The sequence below is a fragment of the Myroides sp. LJL119 genome (assembly GCF_054871605.1).
Map to the genome: position 1 here is coordinate 405277 of NZ_JBTXLO010000001.1, position 15046 is coordinate 420322.

Annotated in this window: 16 protein-coding genes; 12 read left to right on the plus strand and 4 right to left on the minus strand. The window is 32.7% G+C overall.

From position 1 onward, the window contains the following. The first annotated feature begins 1 nt into the window (after position 1). Genes trpD through trpA form a run of 5 tightly spaced genes read left to right on the plus strand, consistent with a single transcriptional unit; the run spans position 2 to position 4339 of the window. Positions 2–991: an anthranilate phosphoribosyltransferase gene (gene trpD, locus ACYSNV_RS01860; RefSeq protein ID WP_461760858.1), complete on the plus strand. Its 990-nt coding sequence runs from the start codon at positions 2–4 to the stop codon at positions 989–991. Further along, entirely contained in the window at positions 988–1776 is a 789-nt protein-coding gene (gene trpC / locus ACYSNV_RS01865; protein ID WP_461760859.1) for an indole-3-glycerol phosphate synthase TrpC, read from the plus strand. The genes trpD and trpC overlap by 4 nt, the downstream gene beginning before the upstream one ends. After that, positions 1773–2393 carry a phosphoribosylanthranilate isomerase gene (locus ACYSNV_RS01870; RefSeq protein WP_461760860.1) on the plus strand — a complete coding sequence of 207 codons (621 nt, stop codon included), beginning with the start codon at positions 1773–1775 and terminating at the stop codon, positions 2391–2393. The genes trpC and ACYSNV_RS01870 overlap by 4 nt, the downstream gene beginning before the upstream one ends. Continuing rightward, positions 2386–3579 (plus strand): tryptophan synthase subunit beta, encoded by a 1194-nt coding sequence (gene trpB, locus ACYSNV_RS01875; RefSeq protein ID WP_461760861.1) that lies wholly within the window; start codon positions 2386–2388, stop codon positions 3577–3579. The genes ACYSNV_RS01870 and trpB overlap by 8 nt, the downstream gene beginning before the upstream one ends. Next, positions 3569–4339 (plus strand): tryptophan synthase subunit alpha, encoded by a 771-nt coding sequence (trpA, locus tag ACYSNV_RS01880; protein WP_461760862.1) that lies wholly within the window; start codon positions 3569–3571, stop codon positions 4337–4339. Before trpB ends, trpA begins: the two co-directional genes overlap by 11 nt. Before the next feature lie 382 nt (positions 4340–4721). Here trpA and ACYSNV_RS01885 read toward each other — a convergent pair whose 3' ends face one another. After that, a complete protein-coding gene (locus tag ACYSNV_RS01885; RefSeq protein ID WP_461760863.1) occupies positions 4722–5426 on the minus strand; it encodes an SCO family protein in 705 nt (234 codons plus the stop codon). A 161-nt stretch (positions 5427–5587) separates the two neighbouring features. Here ACYSNV_RS01885 and ACYSNV_RS01890 point away from each other — a divergent pair, with 161 nt between their 5' ends. From ACYSNV_RS01890 to ACYSNV_RS01900, 3 genes are all read left to right on the plus strand, one after another. After that, positions 5588–7648 carry a M13 family metallopeptidase gene (locus ACYSNV_RS01890; RefSeq protein WP_461760864.1) on the plus strand — a complete coding sequence of 687 codons (2061 nt, stop codon included), beginning with the start codon at positions 5588–5590 and terminating at the stop codon, positions 7646–7648. A gap of 359 nt (positions 7649–8007) precedes the next feature. Continuing rightward, a complete protein-coding gene (locus ACYSNV_RS01895) occupies positions 8008–8184 on the plus strand; it encodes a hypothetical protein (protein ID WP_461761068.1) in 177 nt (58 codons plus the stop codon). Positions 8185–8526: 342 nt separating this feature from the next. After that, on the plus strand, positions 8527–8841 hold the full coding sequence (locus tag ACYSNV_RS01900; RefSeq protein ID WP_461760865.1) for a transposase: 315 nt from the start codon (positions 8527–8529) through the stop codon (positions 8839–8841). 68 nt (positions 8842–8909) lie between these two features. Here ACYSNV_RS01900 and ACYSNV_RS01905 read toward each other — a convergent pair whose 3' ends face one another. Beyond that, positions 8910–10487, minus strand: coding sequence for a S41 family peptidase (locus tag ACYSNV_RS01905; protein ID WP_461760866.1), 1578 nt, complete (start codon positions 10485–10487; stop codon positions 8910–8912). Positions 10488–10505: 18 nt separating this feature from the next. Beyond that, positions 10506–10937: a deoxycytidylate deaminase gene (locus ACYSNV_RS01910; protein WP_461760867.1), complete on the minus strand. Its 432-nt coding sequence runs from the start codon at positions 10935–10937 to the stop codon at positions 10506–10508. 314 nt (positions 10938–11251) lie between these two features. Here ACYSNV_RS01910 and ACYSNV_RS01915 point away from each other — a divergent pair, with 314 nt between their 5' ends. Beyond that, positions 11252–11683: a tellurite resistance TerB family protein gene (locus ACYSNV_RS01915; RefSeq protein ID WP_461760868.1), complete on the plus strand. Its 432-nt coding sequence runs from the start codon at positions 11252–11254 to the stop codon at positions 11681–11683. A gap of 69 nt (positions 11684–11752) precedes the next feature. On the opposite strand, the gene fbp is transcribed toward ACYSNV_RS01915, so the two are convergent. After that, positions 11753–12766 carry a class 1 fructose-bisphosphatase gene (gene fbp / locus ACYSNV_RS01920; protein WP_461760869.1) on the minus strand — a complete coding sequence of 338 codons (1014 nt, stop codon included), beginning with the start codon at positions 12764–12766 and terminating at the stop codon, positions 11753–11755. A 93-nt stretch (positions 12767–12859) separates the two neighbouring features. Between fbp and ACYSNV_RS01925 the strand changes: the two genes are divergently transcribed. The 3 genes from ACYSNV_RS01925 (at position 12860) to ACYSNV_RS01935 (ending at position 14929) form a co-directional block, all read left to right on the plus strand. Beyond that, a complete protein-coding gene (locus ACYSNV_RS01925; protein WP_461760870.1) occupies positions 12860–13330 on the plus strand; it encodes a GNAT family N-acetyltransferase in 471 nt (156 codons plus the stop codon). A gap of 11 nt (positions 13331–13341) precedes the next feature. Further along, positions 13342–14592 carry an aspartate kinase gene (locus ACYSNV_RS01930; RefSeq protein ID WP_461760871.1) on the plus strand — a complete coding sequence of 417 codons (1251 nt, stop codon included), beginning with the start codon at positions 13342–13344 and terminating at the stop codon, positions 14590–14592. Between the two features lie 118 nt (positions 14593–14710). Continuing rightward, positions 14711–14929: a hypothetical protein gene (locus tag ACYSNV_RS01935; RefSeq protein WP_461760872.1), complete on the plus strand. Its 219-nt coding sequence runs from the start codon at positions 14711–14713 to the stop codon at positions 14927–14929. Positions 14930–15046: the final 117 nt, after the last annotated feature.

Genomic DNA, 15046 nt, shown 5'->3' on the forward strand with positions numbered 1-15046 from the left:
TATGAAACAGATACTAAATCAATTAATACAAGGTAAAACCTTAAGCTATCAAACAGCAAAACAGATACTTTTGGATATTGCTAAAGACAAGTACTCCGCGATACAGACCTCAGCATTACTAACATGCTTTTGTATGCGAGCCATTTCTTTAGAAGAACTAAAAGGGTTTCGAGAGGCCATGTTAGAGCTATGCATTTCTGTAGATTTAAGTGAGTTTAATCCAATGGACCTATGTGGAACAGGTGGTGATAATAAAGATACCTTTAATATCTCAACCCTGGCAAGTTTCATTGTAGCTGGAGCAGGTATTCCAGTTGCGAAACACGGTAATTACGGAGTTTCATCTATTTCTGGATCCTCTAGTGTTATGGAAAACTTAGGAATCAAATTTACAGCAAATCCCGAAAAGCTTAAACAGCAATTATCTCAAGCAAATATTTGTTTTTTACATGCTCCTTTATTTCATCCTGCAATGAAAACAATAGGCCCTATTCGTAAAGAGTTAGCAGTGAGGACATTCTTTAATATCTTGGGCCCTTTAACTAATCCAGCACAGCCTAAAGTACAGCTAATAGGTCTTTCCAATTTGGAAGTACTAAGAATTTACCAGTATTTTTTACAACAATCAAATACCAAATATTCCATTATACATGCTTTGGATGGTTATGATGAATGTAGTTTAACCCAAGACTGTAAGATTGTTACTAATTCTAAGGAAACTATTATTTCACCAAGTTACTTTAATATGCCATACAATACCCCTGAGAGTATTAAATCTGGACGTACAGCTGAAGATTCAGCTTATCTTTTCTGGCAGATACTAAAAGCCAAAGGCACACAAGCTCAAAACAATGTAGTACTTGCCAATAGCGCCCTGGCGATAAAAACATATTATCCTAATTATGACATGCAAACGGCCTTATCACTAGCTAAAGAATCCTTGTATACTGGTAAGGCCAAAGAAAAATTTGAAATCTTAAGAGAACTATGAAAACAATTTTAGATCAGATTAAAATCAATAAATTAAAAGAAGTAGAAAAAAGAAAACAACTTCAGCCTACAAAAATATTAGAGTCATCTTCGCTGTTCTCAAGAGTATGCAAATCGTTTTCCAAAGCGATATTAGATCCTTCAAAAAAAGGACTTATTTGTGAATTTAAAAGACAGTCACCTTCAAAGGGTGTAATAAATTCAAATGCTGATATAAAAGATTATGTTGAAATTTATCAACAAAACGGAGCTAGCGCTTTATCGGTATTAAATGACCAATTGTTTTTCGGTGCAAAAGTCGATGACTTTACAATGGCATGTAAATATGCCACTATTCCTATACTTCAAAAAGATTTTATAGTAGATCCCTACCAAATCATTGAAGCAAAATCATTAGGAGCAGATGCTATTTTATTAATAGCTAAAATGCTTACCCCTTCTCAGGTAAAAAGCTATACAGAGTTAGCCAAACAAGTCGGTTTACAAGTGCTTTTAGAGACACAAAACAAGCAAGAAATAGAACTCTTCGCTCATTTACCTATTGAACTTATAGGCATTAATAACCGCAACTTAAACAACTTCGAGGTTAATATTCAAAACAGCATAGATTTAGCTGGCTTGTTACCCAAGAACACCATAAGAATTGCCGAGAGTGGATTAGATTCCCCTGATGTTATTAATCAATTAAAGGATAATGGTTTTCAAGGATTTTTAATAGGAGAATATTTTATGAAACAAAGCAACCCAAAGACTGCACTTGAAGAACTAATTCTAAATTTAAAATGAAAAAAGAAATTAAAATCTGTGGAGTAAATCACAATATAAAAGAATTAGAAACTTTAAATCCAACTTATCTTGGATTTATATTCTATCCAAAATCTAGCAGATGTTTACAGGATAAAAATTATCCCATTGTTTTAAAGACATCTACAGTTTATAAAGTAGGAGTTTTTGTAAATCAATCAAAAGACTTTATTATTAAAAAAGTCAAAGAATTAGATTTAGATTATATCCAGTTACACGGAAAGGAGACTCCTGAGGATTGTCATTATTTTGTTTCTAAAAAAATAAAAGTTTTTAAAGCCTTTTCAATTGACAACCACTTTGATTTTAATACTACCACGCCCTATCAAAAGTATTGTGAGCGATTCATATTTGATACAAACACACCTTTATATGGAGGCAGTGGACAAAGCTTTAATTGGGATATCTTAAAGAAATACAAAGGTAAAACCAGTTTTTTACTAAGTGGCGGAATAGGTCTAGATAACATTGCCCAGGCAATGAGGTTAAATCATCCACAGTTAAAAGGCTACGATTTGAATAGTAAATTGGAGCAGAGTCCCGGAATAAAAGATTACAATATCACCAAAAAAATTATAAAGATAATTACACATGAATAAAGATTTTAAACCCACTAAACAAGGATACTACGGAAAATTCGGAGGTGCATTTATCCCCGAAATGCTTTATCCAAATATTAAAGAGTTACAAGATAAGTACTTAGAAACAATAACTGATCCTACTTTCATCCATGAAATGGATCTACTACTAAAAGATTATGTAGGTAGACCAACTCCCTTATACTACTCCAATTATCTCTCAAACAAGCATAACGCAAAAATTTACCTAAAAAGAGAAGATTTAAATCATACGGGGGCCCATAAAATTAATAATACAATTGGTCAAGTACTTTTAGCAAAGAAATTAGGAAAAAAACATATAATCGCTGAAACAGGAGCTGGACAACATGGAGTTGCAACAGCTACAGTCTGTGCATTACTTGGGCTACAATGTACCGTTTATATGGGAGCCAAAGATATGGACAGACAAAAACCCAATGTAGATAGAATGAAAATGTTAGGAGCTAATGTTATAGCTGCGCATAGTGGTAGTAAAACCTTAAAAGACGCAACAAATGAAGCAATACGACATTGGATTAATTACCCCACAGAGTCTCATTACGTTATTGGATCGGTAGTAGGTCCACATCCTTATCCTGATTTAGTTGCTAAATTTCAGTCGATTATAAGCAAAGAAATCCAAAATCAATTACTAGAAAAACATGGATTAGACAAACCAGATTATGTAATTGCATGTGTTGGAGGTGGTAGTAACGCAATGGGAGCTTTTTATCATTTTATAGACAACAATCATACAAAGCTAATTGCCGTGGAAGCCGCAGGACAAGGCACTGAAACACCTAAAAGTGCTGCTAGTATTGAATTAGGTAAACCTGGAGTTATCCATGGTAGCTTGACTTATCTAATGCAAGATAACCATGGTCAAATTCAAGAGCCATATTCTATTTCTGCTGGTTTAGACTACCCAGGTATTGGTCCTGCCATCTCTTATTTATTTGAATCCAATAAAATTAAAGTAGATAGTATAACGGATCAACAGGCCTTAAAAGCAGCTCTTGAGCTGAGTCAAAAAGAAGGAATTATCCCTGCTTTAGAGTCTGCCCATGCATTGGCTTACTTAAATAAAATATCGCTAAATCCAACAGATATTGTAGTGATAAACCTCTCTGGTAGAGGTGATAAAGATTTATCAACTTATCAAAAAAACTTAAACTATGAAAAATAGAATAACACAATTATTTAAAGATAAACCCAAAAACATATTATCTATATTCTTTAGCGCAGGATATCCTGAGTTACATAACACCATTGAAATTATCAAGTGCTTGGAACTAGCCAAAGTCGATTTAATAGAAGTAGGCATTCCTTTCTCTGACCCATTAGCCGACGGCCCAACCATACAAGATAGCTCACAGGTTGCCTTAAATAATGGAGCGACTCTAACCCACATTTTAAACGATCTAGCCAAGATTCGAGATAATACCGTAATACCTATAGTAATTATGGGTTATTTAAATCCAATTCTACAATATGGAGTGGAAGAATTTCTTAAAAAATGCGAAGAAATTGGTATTGATGGCATTATCATTCCCGACTTACCTATGGATTACTACAATTTACATTTCAAAGAAAGTATGGCTAAAAAATCTCTAAGCTACATCGCTTTAATAAGCCAACAGACTCCAATTGAAAGAATTCAATTAATCGATCAGCATGCCACTGGTTTTATTTACATGGTATCAAGTAATGGGATTACAGGAAGTAATATCGACCTACAGGCCAATGAACAATACTACAAAACAGCAACAAAAGTCTGTAAAAATAATCCTACCTTAATAGGTTTTGGAGTAAAAGATAAGCAAAGTTATAAACAGGCTTGTAACCATAGCTCTGGCGCTATTATAGGTACTGCGTTTATAGACCATCTACGCAAAAATGGTGTAAGTCAACAAAGCATTACTAACTTTATATCTCAAATTAGATAAAAAAACAAAATATCGGACTTTCTAGATATCAGTAGTCAAAAGATGACTTTCTAGCTTAAAAACATTTATAAACAGTTCTCAGAGTCTTTTGTGTTAGAGCAAGAACCTTTTTTAAATGGCCTTGATTTAGTAAAAATTATTTTAACCAGGTAACAAACTAGAAAAAATAAAAAAAGGTAAGCCAAAACCTCTAAATAAATCATATGCTTCTTGTTTTAAAGGATGTACTTTTTTAAAGTACAAAATATTTTTGAATAAGAAAAAAAATCAGAGTCAAAAGTACTATACTCTGATAGTCACAATAAAATAAAGAGATATTTAATTTTAATCCATAAAAAAAGGAAAAACTCTTAAATAAAGTTTTTCCTTTTTTCATTTTATCTTATTGGTCTTTTTGATGTTCATACAACCATTGAATATCCTCCCAGAGCTGTTGCATATTTTTTGCCTCCGGGTCATCCGTATCTAGGTTAGTTCCATCATAAAATCCTCGTATTCTTCCTTGCTTATCCACCAACACAAAGTTCTCTGTGTGAACCATATCATAAAGCTGATCTTCCGAACCTGTTTTTACTGCCAAATAGGAGTTTCTAGCAATAAAGTAGATATCTTTTTTATCTCCCGTTACTAAATTCCATATTGAATCATCCACTTGATTATCTATTGCATATTGCTTTAATACAGGTACGCTATCAATATCTGGCATCACCGTATGAGATAAGAGCTTAACTCCTGGTAAACTTCTCACCTTCTCTTGTAACCATACCATGTTATCTCCCATAATAGGACAAATCGTCGTACAGGTAGTAAAGAAAAAATCAGCCACATAAATATGCCCTTTATAATCATTGTGTGTTACTGTGTCCCCATTTTGATTAACAAAACTAAAATCTGCAACACGATGCCTTTGCTTATTTGCCTGATGTTGAATTAAAGTATCCACTAATTCAGGATTTACCATTGAAGGAGTATATACAGGCAGAGACTTACGATATTTCAAAGCATTGTAAAACATCACTAAAATCCCAGCGCACAATAAAAACAAGAAAATAAAAAAGTATCTATACTTTTTAAAGAAGTCTGTCATGGTTATACTGATTTTGTACAAACTTACAAATAAGGATTTTAAAAAAGGTTAAAGTCTTTATAAATGCTATTTTTACAAAAAAAATCCTCAAAAGTTATATAGATAAAACTTAATTGCTATTTTTGTTAGAATATCACTAAAAACCTAAATCAAAATATATTATGAACAAGAAGGTATTACTAGCCTCTGCCCTTGTTTTAGGTACTTTAGCTTCATGTAATGGAGATAAGAAACAAAAGCAAGAGCAAGAAAATCATGGAATTACGTTGGAGTATATGGATACCAGTGTAAATCCAGGAGACAATTTTTTTAATTATGTAAACGGTACTTGGTACGATCAAACAGAAATTCCTGACGATAGAATTAGATGGGGTAGTTTTGACGAATTACGACAAAATACCGATAAAGATGCTTTAGCTATTTTAAAGCAAGCAGCAGCTGATAATAATTTAGACCCCAATTCCAATCAAGCTAAAGCTGTTGCCATATTTAAAACATATTTAGACCAACAAACCAGAAATCAATTAGGTGTTGAGCCTTTAAAACCTTACCTAGAGCAAATAAATGCACTACAAAACATTTCTCAGGTAAATGAATTAATCAATGCTTTGGCCGATCAAGGAGGTCTTGGATTATATTCCACATATGTTAGTGCAGATGCTAAAAACTCTAATGAAAATGTTGTTTATCTATCTCTTGGTTCTGTTGGGTTACCTGACAAGGACTATTATATGTTAGACACCAAAGACATGAAGGAGAAAAGAGATCAATATGTAGCTCACGTTGCACGCATGTTAACTCTTGCTGGTGAAAGTGACCAGGAAGCTCAACAGGATGCTAAACGCGTTTTAGATTTTGAGACAAAACTATCTGAACCTCGATTAACAAGAGTAGAAAGAAGAGATGCTCGTTTAACCTATAACCCAATGAGCATTTCTGAGTTACAAAAATTAGCTCCTGTTATTAATTGGCAAGCTTATTTCCAAGCAAGAGGACTTAATAATTTAGACAAAGTAATTGTATCCCAACCTAAATATATTGCAGCTTTAAATAATATTTTGACGCAAAAAAATCTGGATGATATTAAAGCATATTTAAAATGGACTTTGGTAAATAGAAATGCTTCTATTTTAACAACCGATATGGAAACAGCCAATTGGGAGTTTTATTCTAAAACTTTAGAAGGAGCTAAAGAACAAAGACCAGTAGAGGAAAGAGCATTAGCTGTTGTTAATGGAAGTGTTGGTGAGGCATTAGGTCAATTGTATGTGGAGCAAAAATTCCCAGCTGAGGCAAAGAAAAAAGCGCAAGACATGATTGATAATGTTATCTCTTCTTTCGGTGAGCGAATCCAAAACTTACCATGGATGGCTGAAGAAACTAAAAAAGGAGCTCTTGACAAATTATACGCAACAACCATTAAAATTGGATACCCTGACAAATGGGAAGATTATTCAACAATGGAGATTAAAAACGTAGATCAAGGTGGTAATTACTTTGATAACATGATAAACAATAGAAAATGGAGCGTTGCAAAAAACATTGCTGATTACGGTAAGCCAGTTGATAAAACTCGTTGGGGAATGGCACCACAAACCGTAAATGCATATTTTAATCCATTATACAATGAAATTGTATTCCCTGCAGCAATTCTACAACCACCTTTCTATGATTATAAAGCAGATGAAGCTATTAATTACGGAGGAATCGGAGCTGTTATCGGACATGAAATTTCACACAGTTTTGATGATTCGGGATCAAGATTTGATAAAGATGGTAATTTAAACAACTGGTGGACAGATCAAGATTTAGAACAATTTACTGCCCTTGGAACTGCTTTAGCTGATCAATATAGTGCATTGGAGCCACTACCAGGAGTTTTTGTAGATGGAAAATTCACTTTAGGAGAAAATATTGGAGACCTTGGAGGTGTTAATGCCGCTTACGATGGATTACAAAAATATTTAAAAGAAAATGGAAATCCTGGAGAAATAGATGGCTTCACACCAGAGCAACGTTTCTTTATTTCATGGGCTACAATCTGGAGAACTAAATCCAGAGATGAGGCTGTTAGAAATCAAGTTAAAACTGACCCTCATGCTCCTGGACACTACAGAGCTTATGTTCCTTTACAAAACGTTGATGCATTCTATGAAGCTTTTGACATTAAAGAAACAGACTCTTTATACTTAAAACCAGAAGACCGAGTAAAAATTTGGTAATTCTTAATAAAATGCCCTCTTAAAAAGGAGGTCACTGAAAAGTCTTTTTATCCAACTAAGGCTTAAAAACAAAGAGGTAAACTATTAAAAGCAAGTGCTTTTATAGCTTACCTCTTTCTGTTTGTATTTACCTGTTTTTCTATATTACCATCTCAGCAATCTTTGTCTTTAAAACCTTACGGTAGTTTATATGATTTAATTATTTTAGGATAATATCCTGGCGTAAGATTACTATTATTTAGTAGACTTTTCGTTTTTTCTTAATCAGCTGACAAATAATTACTGTTTAACCAACAAACAAACAGCTGAGTCTAATAATTAAGCTATATAAATACCTACTTTTAAAAAACATTTACGAAATCTGTGATGCGGCTGTAGTAGAATGTTCTTGTTTTGACATGGCTTGTAAATACTTCTTCGATATGGCTCGTGGCAATGATGTTATTAATCCTAATACAATTACTGATTTTAGAAAACTAAGATTGCCGGATACCGATTTATTAAAGGTACTTATCCCTGAAACAGTTCGCTTATAATCTCCCAATAGATTATAAGATCTAAAGCTATTATTGTATATACCACCCATACAGTAAATAGGTCTGTAAGCCTCCCTAAAAGTGAGAATTTACCAGCTTTTAAAAAGCACTGGGTGAGTCGATTAAATCTAGCTTACCTATAAAACCAACCTAGACCATGAGCTAGCTTACAGAAAAGCTTTAATTGTATTTTTAAAACAAAACTCTGGTTTTCTTGCTATCCAAAAGTACAAGAGAAGTTTGAAATACTACAGGATACTCTATAAGATATTCAAAAGCCGTCTACTTTATCTAAAGATAAAGATGCTCGTAAAGGAAGTAAAACACAGGACACTAAATTCTATGGTTAAAAAAACTCATATTGCTATGCGTAAGCAGTGCATTATTACAAGTGCTATAGTTACTTCAGGGAAAAAGGGAGACGATCCCTTATTGCAAATTTTAATTAAAGACCTTATAGATAAAGGCATGACTGTTGAAGATATAAATGGCGATGCAGCTTATTCAGGTAATGAAAATTTAGAATATGCAAAAGGCAGGAATATTAAAGTAGTAACTAAGTTAAATATTGTAATTAGTGATGGTGCAAGAAAACAGCAAGATAAATTTGATTACAATAAAGATTCCGATACGTACCTAGTCCTACTGGGTATTTAGCCTTTAAAAAGGACATCTTCTAATAAGAGGCTAGTTTATCATTGCCCTGCTTAAAAAAAGGAAATTTTTTATTTTAAATCTTCCCTAACTTTTACCAACATTGGATCACTGTTATTTAACCATTGATAATATTGATTTTGATCCAAAATTTGATGAATAAATTCAGCTATTAAATAGTGCATAACTACCTGCTTGTGTTTATCTAATTTAAAAAATAGACCTTTAGAGGATAAGTGGTTGATAAATCCATTGTAAACAATTGAGTCTTTAGTTAAATACGCTACTAGTTCATCTTTGCTCATGGCTTGGTACTTAGCTCTGTCTTTATCGATGGTTTCAAAAACATAATAGTTTACTATACCACTTTGCATTAAAAGTACTGTGGGTTCCGCAGTTAAACTTGAAGATAAACCAACAAATATATCAGGAACTATACCACCACCAGCATAAACAGTTCGCCCATTTAAAGTTTTAAATTGTAAACTATCAGCGATTTGAATACTATCTGAGGCAAATAATTCTCCATGCTTATAACGATTCAGGAAGTCACGATTGTACTCTTGAAGTCCATTTTTATACGGCTTTTGGATAGATCTACCCGATGGGGTGTAATAACGTGCTGTAGTTAACCGAATTGCAGAGCCATCCCCTAAAAGAAGTTCTCTTTGCACCAATCCTTTTCCAAAACTACGTCTACCAACAATAACTCCCCTATCATTATCTTGGATTGCTCCAGCTATGATTTCACTAGCTGAAGCACTTTGTTCGTTTATTAAAATATAAACAGGCTTTTGTGTAAATAATCCTGAGCTTTTTGCTAAGGTAACTTTTGTTTCTCCTTTTTTGGAAACGGTCTTAACAATTACCTGATTATCCAAAAGTAAATCATCTAAAATTTTCACAGCTTGATTCATATAACCCCCACCATTATCTCGCAGATCAATAACTAAGGCTTTGATATTTTTTGGTGAGAGTTTAGTTAATGCATCTACAAACTCTTGATGTGTCGTTTTTGAAAATCTATTTATTTTTATAAATCCAATACTATCGGACAACACACTTCCTATATCCACACTAGGTATTACAACCTGTGACCTTTTTAAAGTAAATTCCATTATACTATCAAAAGACCTACGATAAACTTGTAGATTTACATCACTACCAACAGGACCCTTTAAAAATTTATTTATAGAATCTGCCGATATTTTTGGACCAAATAATTTTTCCCCTTCTGCTCTTAGAATTCTATCCCCAGGTAGCAATCCCGATTTACTAGCAGGTCCAAATGGAACATTTTTAATAATTGCTATGCTGTCATTATAATAATAATAGTTAATGCCAATACCGACAAAACTACCTTGCATAGATTCTGTGGTTTGCTCGAATTCCTGTTTACCTAAATAAACTGAATGAGGATCTAGTTGCTCTAATATTTTACCAACAGCAATCTCTACAATAGAATCTGTATTAACATTATCCACATACTCTTTTTCAATAAAATCAATCAGACGATTAAGCTTTAATTTATTTTGACTATTAAATAAACTATTTTTAGCTCTATAATTAGCCGATACAATAAATGCTCCTAGAAGTATCCCTAGACACAACGCAATCGAAATAATAATAGGCCAATAAACTTTTTTCATAATCTTTTAAATCCTTATTTAATCTAAATCGGTAATATGTACAACCTGCACTCCAGCACGCTTTAAAAAGTCAATTCCTTCCGCGTCCTTGTACCATTCTAAGTATACTACTCTTGTAATTCCTGCTTGATGGATTAACTTACTACATTCCTTACATGGAGACATGGTTATATAAAGAGTTGCGTTACGACAACTCTGTGTTGAACTAGCTACTTTTAAAATAGCATTAGCCTCTGCGTGTAATACATACCAATGGGTTAAATCATTTTGATCTTCACAACAATTATCAAATCCTGTTGGGGTTCCATTATAGCCATCAGAGATAATCATTCGATCCTTTACAATTATGGCACCGACTTTCTTCCTTTTACAATAAGAAAGTTGAGCCCATTCTCTTGCAATTCGTAAATATGCTTTATCGTATTTGGCAATTTTTGCTTGATTATCCATATCAGATTTTTATATATTTAATTTATCATGTATTAGACTAAACAAAAGTACATAAATGTTTTATCAACTATCCATTGTCTCTTAGCTAAAGAACAAAAAAGTATTATGACTTTCCACACCTAGCTAACACACTAGCAAAAAATCAATACTTTTTTGATTTGAATAGAAAAAAACTATAATTAAGTTATAAAAAAAAATCATCCTAAAATTTAAGTCATTTTTAAGTATTAAAAATATAATTTTTATAAAAAAAAGTATTACCTTGACTTATACTTAGTAAGATTACAAGGTATTAATTTAAAAATTGAACGACTATGGAACTAGATAGAGAAGTATTCGACGCGGATTTCGTAGACAGAAACAGAGGACATTTTGCCTCTATTGTACGTGTAGCTTTAGCCAATGGACATTGCACTGTGGAGGAGAGAAAGTTTATTGATCAACTTGCTCATCGACTAGAGATATTACCAGAGGATTATAAAAACATTTTAAAAGATCCTACTAAGTATCCAGTGAATCCACCTTATTCAGAAATACTACGTATTGAACGCCTGTATGATTTAGCCCGCATGACCTATATCGACCATGTACTTGGTCCAAAACAAAAGGATATTCTAAAAAAATTCGCCGTAGCCCTAGGATTTACCCAAGACATTGATTATTTAGTAGATAAAGCTTTGTCCTTGTTAGTGCTAAATACAGACTTAGATACTTTTATAGAAGAAATTAAAAAAATAAAAAAATAAAAAAGCACTCTGTTTTTATAGGTATAGCAATGCCCCAAAAAGTTAGACACTTTTTGGGGCATTTTTATTTTATGGAATATAATTTGACATAAATTCTTCTGCTTTCTCCACCATTTTCTTACTTCCACACACAAAAGGAACACGCTGATGCAACTCTGTGGGTTGAATCTCCATAATACGAGTATAACCATCGGAGGCTTTACCTCCAGCTTGCTCTACAATAAAGGCAATAGGGTTACACTCATAAAGTAAGCGTAGTTTTCCATTTGGAGCTTTTTTTGTAGAAGGATACATATAAATTCCTCCCTTTAAAATGTTTCGATGAATATCCGAAACCAAACTTCCTATGTATCTAGAACTATAAGGTCTGTCTTTCTCCTCTTCCTGACAATATTTTATATAGTCTTTGATTCCTTGTGGAAATTGCATATAGTTACCCTGATTAACAGAATAAATATTTCCTTGCTCTGAAATCTTCATGTTAGGGTGAGACAAATAAAAAGTTCCGATTGCTGGATTTAACGTAAAGCCATTCACACCATTACCAGTAGTATAAATTAACATTGTAGAAGAACCATAAACAATATATCCAGCAGCAACTTGGTTTTCACCTTTTTGTAAGAAATCCTCTTGTGTGACTGGAGTACCAATAGGAGTTACTCTTCTATATATCGAAAAAATTGTTCCAACAGAAACATTAACATCAATATTAGAAGAACCATCTAATGGATCCATAAGTACTACATACTTATTCTCATTATTTCCTTTTTTTCCTTTAATAGAAATAAAATCATCTTCCTCTTCCGAGGCGATTCCACATACTATTTCACGATTTATTAAAGTATTAATAAAAATCTCATTAGCGTATACATCTAATTTTTGTTGAGCTTCTCCTTGTACGTTTTCCGTACCTTGAGCTCCAATAATATCTACTAACCCTGCTTGGTTAACTTGATGACTTACTACTTTTGCAGCAAGTCTTAAAGAATTGATTAATCGAGATAACTCACCAGAGGAATACTTAAAATCCTCTTGTTTATCAATAATAAATTCCCCTAGTGTTTGGTGTCTTTCTGTTGTCATTATAAAAATGATACTTTAGTTGTGTCTTTAATTCTGCAAATATCGTTAATTTTGTTGTTCTATTGAAGCAATAACTAGTAAAACTAAAATATTATGATTATCAGAGCCGCAACCCCAGAGGATATGCCTAGAGTATTAGAATTAATCCAAGAATTAGCAACTTATGAGAAGCAGCCTGATGCGGTAATTATAACCAAAGAAGATTTGATAAGAGATGGTTTCGGTGAACATGCGTTGTTTCATGTTTTAGTAGCACAAGAACAACAGCAAATAATAGGCATGGCTTTGTTTTATAACCGTTACTCCACTTGGAAAGGAAAAACAATTCATTTAGAGGACTTAATTGTTACCAAACAAAAAAGAGGTACCGGAGCAGGTATGGCACTATATAAAGAGGTTATCAAAATAGCCAAAGCACAAGGAGTAAAAAGAGTAGAATGGGTTGTTTTAAATTGGAATCAACCAGCTATTGATTTTTACAAAGCATCAGGTGCTGATGTATTACAGGATTGGTACACGGTACAAATGGGACAAGAAGCCATAGAGAAGTTGGCTACTAAATAAAAAACATAGTAATGAAGGTATTTAAATTCGGAGGAGCATCTCTTTGTAATGCAGAAAATATTAAAAATATTAAAAATATACTATCTCTTTATAGTGGTAGTAAAATTCTAATTGTAGCCTCTGCAATGGGAAAAACAACTAATGCATTAGAGCAAGTTGTTCACAATTACCTACATAATAAAGATCAAATTCAAACCGCATTACAGGTAGTCAAAGATTTTCACTATCCTATAATAGATCAACTCTTTAACGATGAAAAACAATCTGTAATTCAAGATATTGAACAAGTATTTAATAAACTTAATAATTTCCTTGAAAACAATAAGTCTCCTAATTACAATTTTATTTACGATCAAATAGTAAGCCTTGGAGAGGTTATATCCACTTTAATACTTCATCATTATTTAACCCTAGTGGGAATTACCAATACATGGTTAGATGCAAAAGAGGTAATTAAAACAGATATAACCTATCGAGAAGCAAATGTTAATTGGCAAGAAAGTCAACAAAGCATTCTGAATAAAATAGACCTAGAAAATCTATATATCACACAAGGTTTTATAGGTTCAGATCCTAATGGCTTTGCCACTACCCTTGGTAGAGAAGGTTCGGACTACTCAGCGGCAATTTTTGCAAATATCCTTCAAGCCAAAAGTGTTACGATATGGAAAGATGTACCTGGGGTGTTAAATGCAGATCCTAGATATTTTGAAGAAACTACATTATTACAGCGCATCTCCTATCAGGAAGCTATAGAATTGGCTTTTTACGGTGCATCGGTTATACATCCCAAAACACTACAACCACTTCAAAATAAAACTATTCCTTTACATGTAAAGTCTTTTATTGATCCAAAAGCACCAGGAACTCTAGTGAGTCTAGAATACGGTATAACCCCGGAAGTACCTTGTTTTATAGTTAAGAAAAATCAACTTTTAATTTCACTCTCTGCCAAAGATTTTTCATTTATAATGGAGCAAAATATTAGCGATATTTTTCATTTGTTCCATCTATATCACATGAAAGTTCACGTTATACAAAACTCTGCTATTAGCTTCTCGGTGTGTCTTGAGGACAAGTTTAATAATTTCCACCAACTTCGTGAAAAACTTTCTGCAAGTTATAAAGTAAGCTATAATCAAAACGTATCACTTTATACTATAAGACATCCTAATGCAAATTCAGCGGATTTTATACTGAAAAATCACACTGTTTTATTAAAACAAGTAAATCAAAAAACACTCCAAATTGTTACAAAATAGATATTTCCGAAATAGTATAATTAGATAGACGCCAGCTAACAAGTTACTTACAAAAATAAAAAAAGATATATATACAAAAGATTTCGTAAATTACAGCTAATTAAAAAATGGCTGCATTATGAAATACATTCGCGAATTCACTTATTTAGACTTTGATAATAACATTCTTGTTATTGATTTTAAAGACCATAAGATAGAGAACCCAACTGTACAAGTTTTTCGATTAATAGACGAGTTTGTCTACCAAATTGAATATTGTAAAGTTTATGTTTCCAAAGCAAATAATATAGATTTGTATGCCAAGGAAGGCTTTAAAGGCAAAATAATTATCTTTTAATTAATAACCGTTATCACCTAATTGGGTAATAACGGTTAAATATTTTAACTAGTTTTATTTGAAGTTATTTTTACTTTCATAGAAACATTTGCTATAATTCTTAACATAAACTATGCT

What these genes read in the sequence shown, in the direction of transcription:
- trpD (WP_461760858.1), top strand. Translation starts at nt 2, where the DNA reads ATGAAACAGATACTAAATCAATTAATACAAGGTAAAACCTTAAGCTAT.
- trpC (WP_461760859.1), top strand. Translation starts at nt 988, where the DNA reads ATGAAAACAATTTTAGATCAGATTAAAATCAATAAATTAAAAGAAGTA.
- ACYSNV_RS01870 (WP_461760860.1), top strand. Translation starts at nt 1,773, where the DNA reads ATGAAAAAAGAAATTAAAATCTGTGGAGTAAATCACAATATAAAAGAA.
- trpB (WP_461760861.1), top strand. Translation starts at nt 2,386, where the DNA reads ATGAATAAAGATTTTAAACCCACTAAACAAGGATACTACGGAAAATTC.
- trpA (WP_461760862.1), top strand. Translation starts at nt 3,569, where the DNA reads ATGAAAAATAGAATAACACAATTATTTAAAGATAAACCCAAAAACATA.
- ACYSNV_RS01885 (WP_461760863.1), bottom strand. Translation starts at nt 5,426, where the DNA reads ATGACAGACTTCTTTAAAAAGTATAGATACTTTTTTATTTTCTTGTTT.
- ACYSNV_RS01890 (WP_461760864.1), top strand. Translation starts at nt 5,588, where the DNA reads ATGAACAAGAAGGTATTACTAGCCTCTGCCCTTGTTTTAGGTACTTTA.
- ACYSNV_RS01900 (WP_461760865.1), top strand. Translation starts at nt 8,527, where the DNA reads ATGGTTAAAAAAACTCATATTGCTATGCGTAAGCAGTGCATTATTACA.
- ACYSNV_RS01905 (WP_461760866.1), bottom strand. Translation starts at nt 10,487, where the DNA reads ATGAAAAAAGTTTATTGGCCTATTATTATTTCGATTGCGTTGTGTCTA.
- ACYSNV_RS01910 (WP_461760867.1), bottom strand. Translation starts at nt 10,937, where the DNA reads ATGGATAATCAAGCAAAAATTGCCAAATACGATAAAGCATATTTACGA.
- ACYSNV_RS01915 (WP_461760868.1), top strand. Translation starts at nt 11,252, where the DNA reads ATGGAACTAGATAGAGAAGTATTCGACGCGGATTTCGTAGACAGAAAC.
- fbp (WP_461760869.1), bottom strand. Translation starts at nt 12,766, where the DNA reads ATGACAACAGAAAGACACCAAACACTAGGGGAATTTATTATTGATAAA.
- ACYSNV_RS01925 (WP_461760870.1), top strand. Translation starts at nt 12,860, where the DNA reads ATGATTATCAGAGCCGCAACCCCAGAGGATATGCCTAGAGTATTAGAA.
- ACYSNV_RS01930 (WP_461760871.1), top strand. Translation starts at nt 13,342, where the DNA reads ATGAAGGTATTTAAATTCGGAGGAGCATCTCTTTGTAATGCAGAAAAT.
- ACYSNV_RS01935 (WP_461760872.1), top strand. Translation starts at nt 14,711, where the DNA reads ATGAAATACATTCGCGAATTCACTTATTTAGACTTTGATAATAACATT.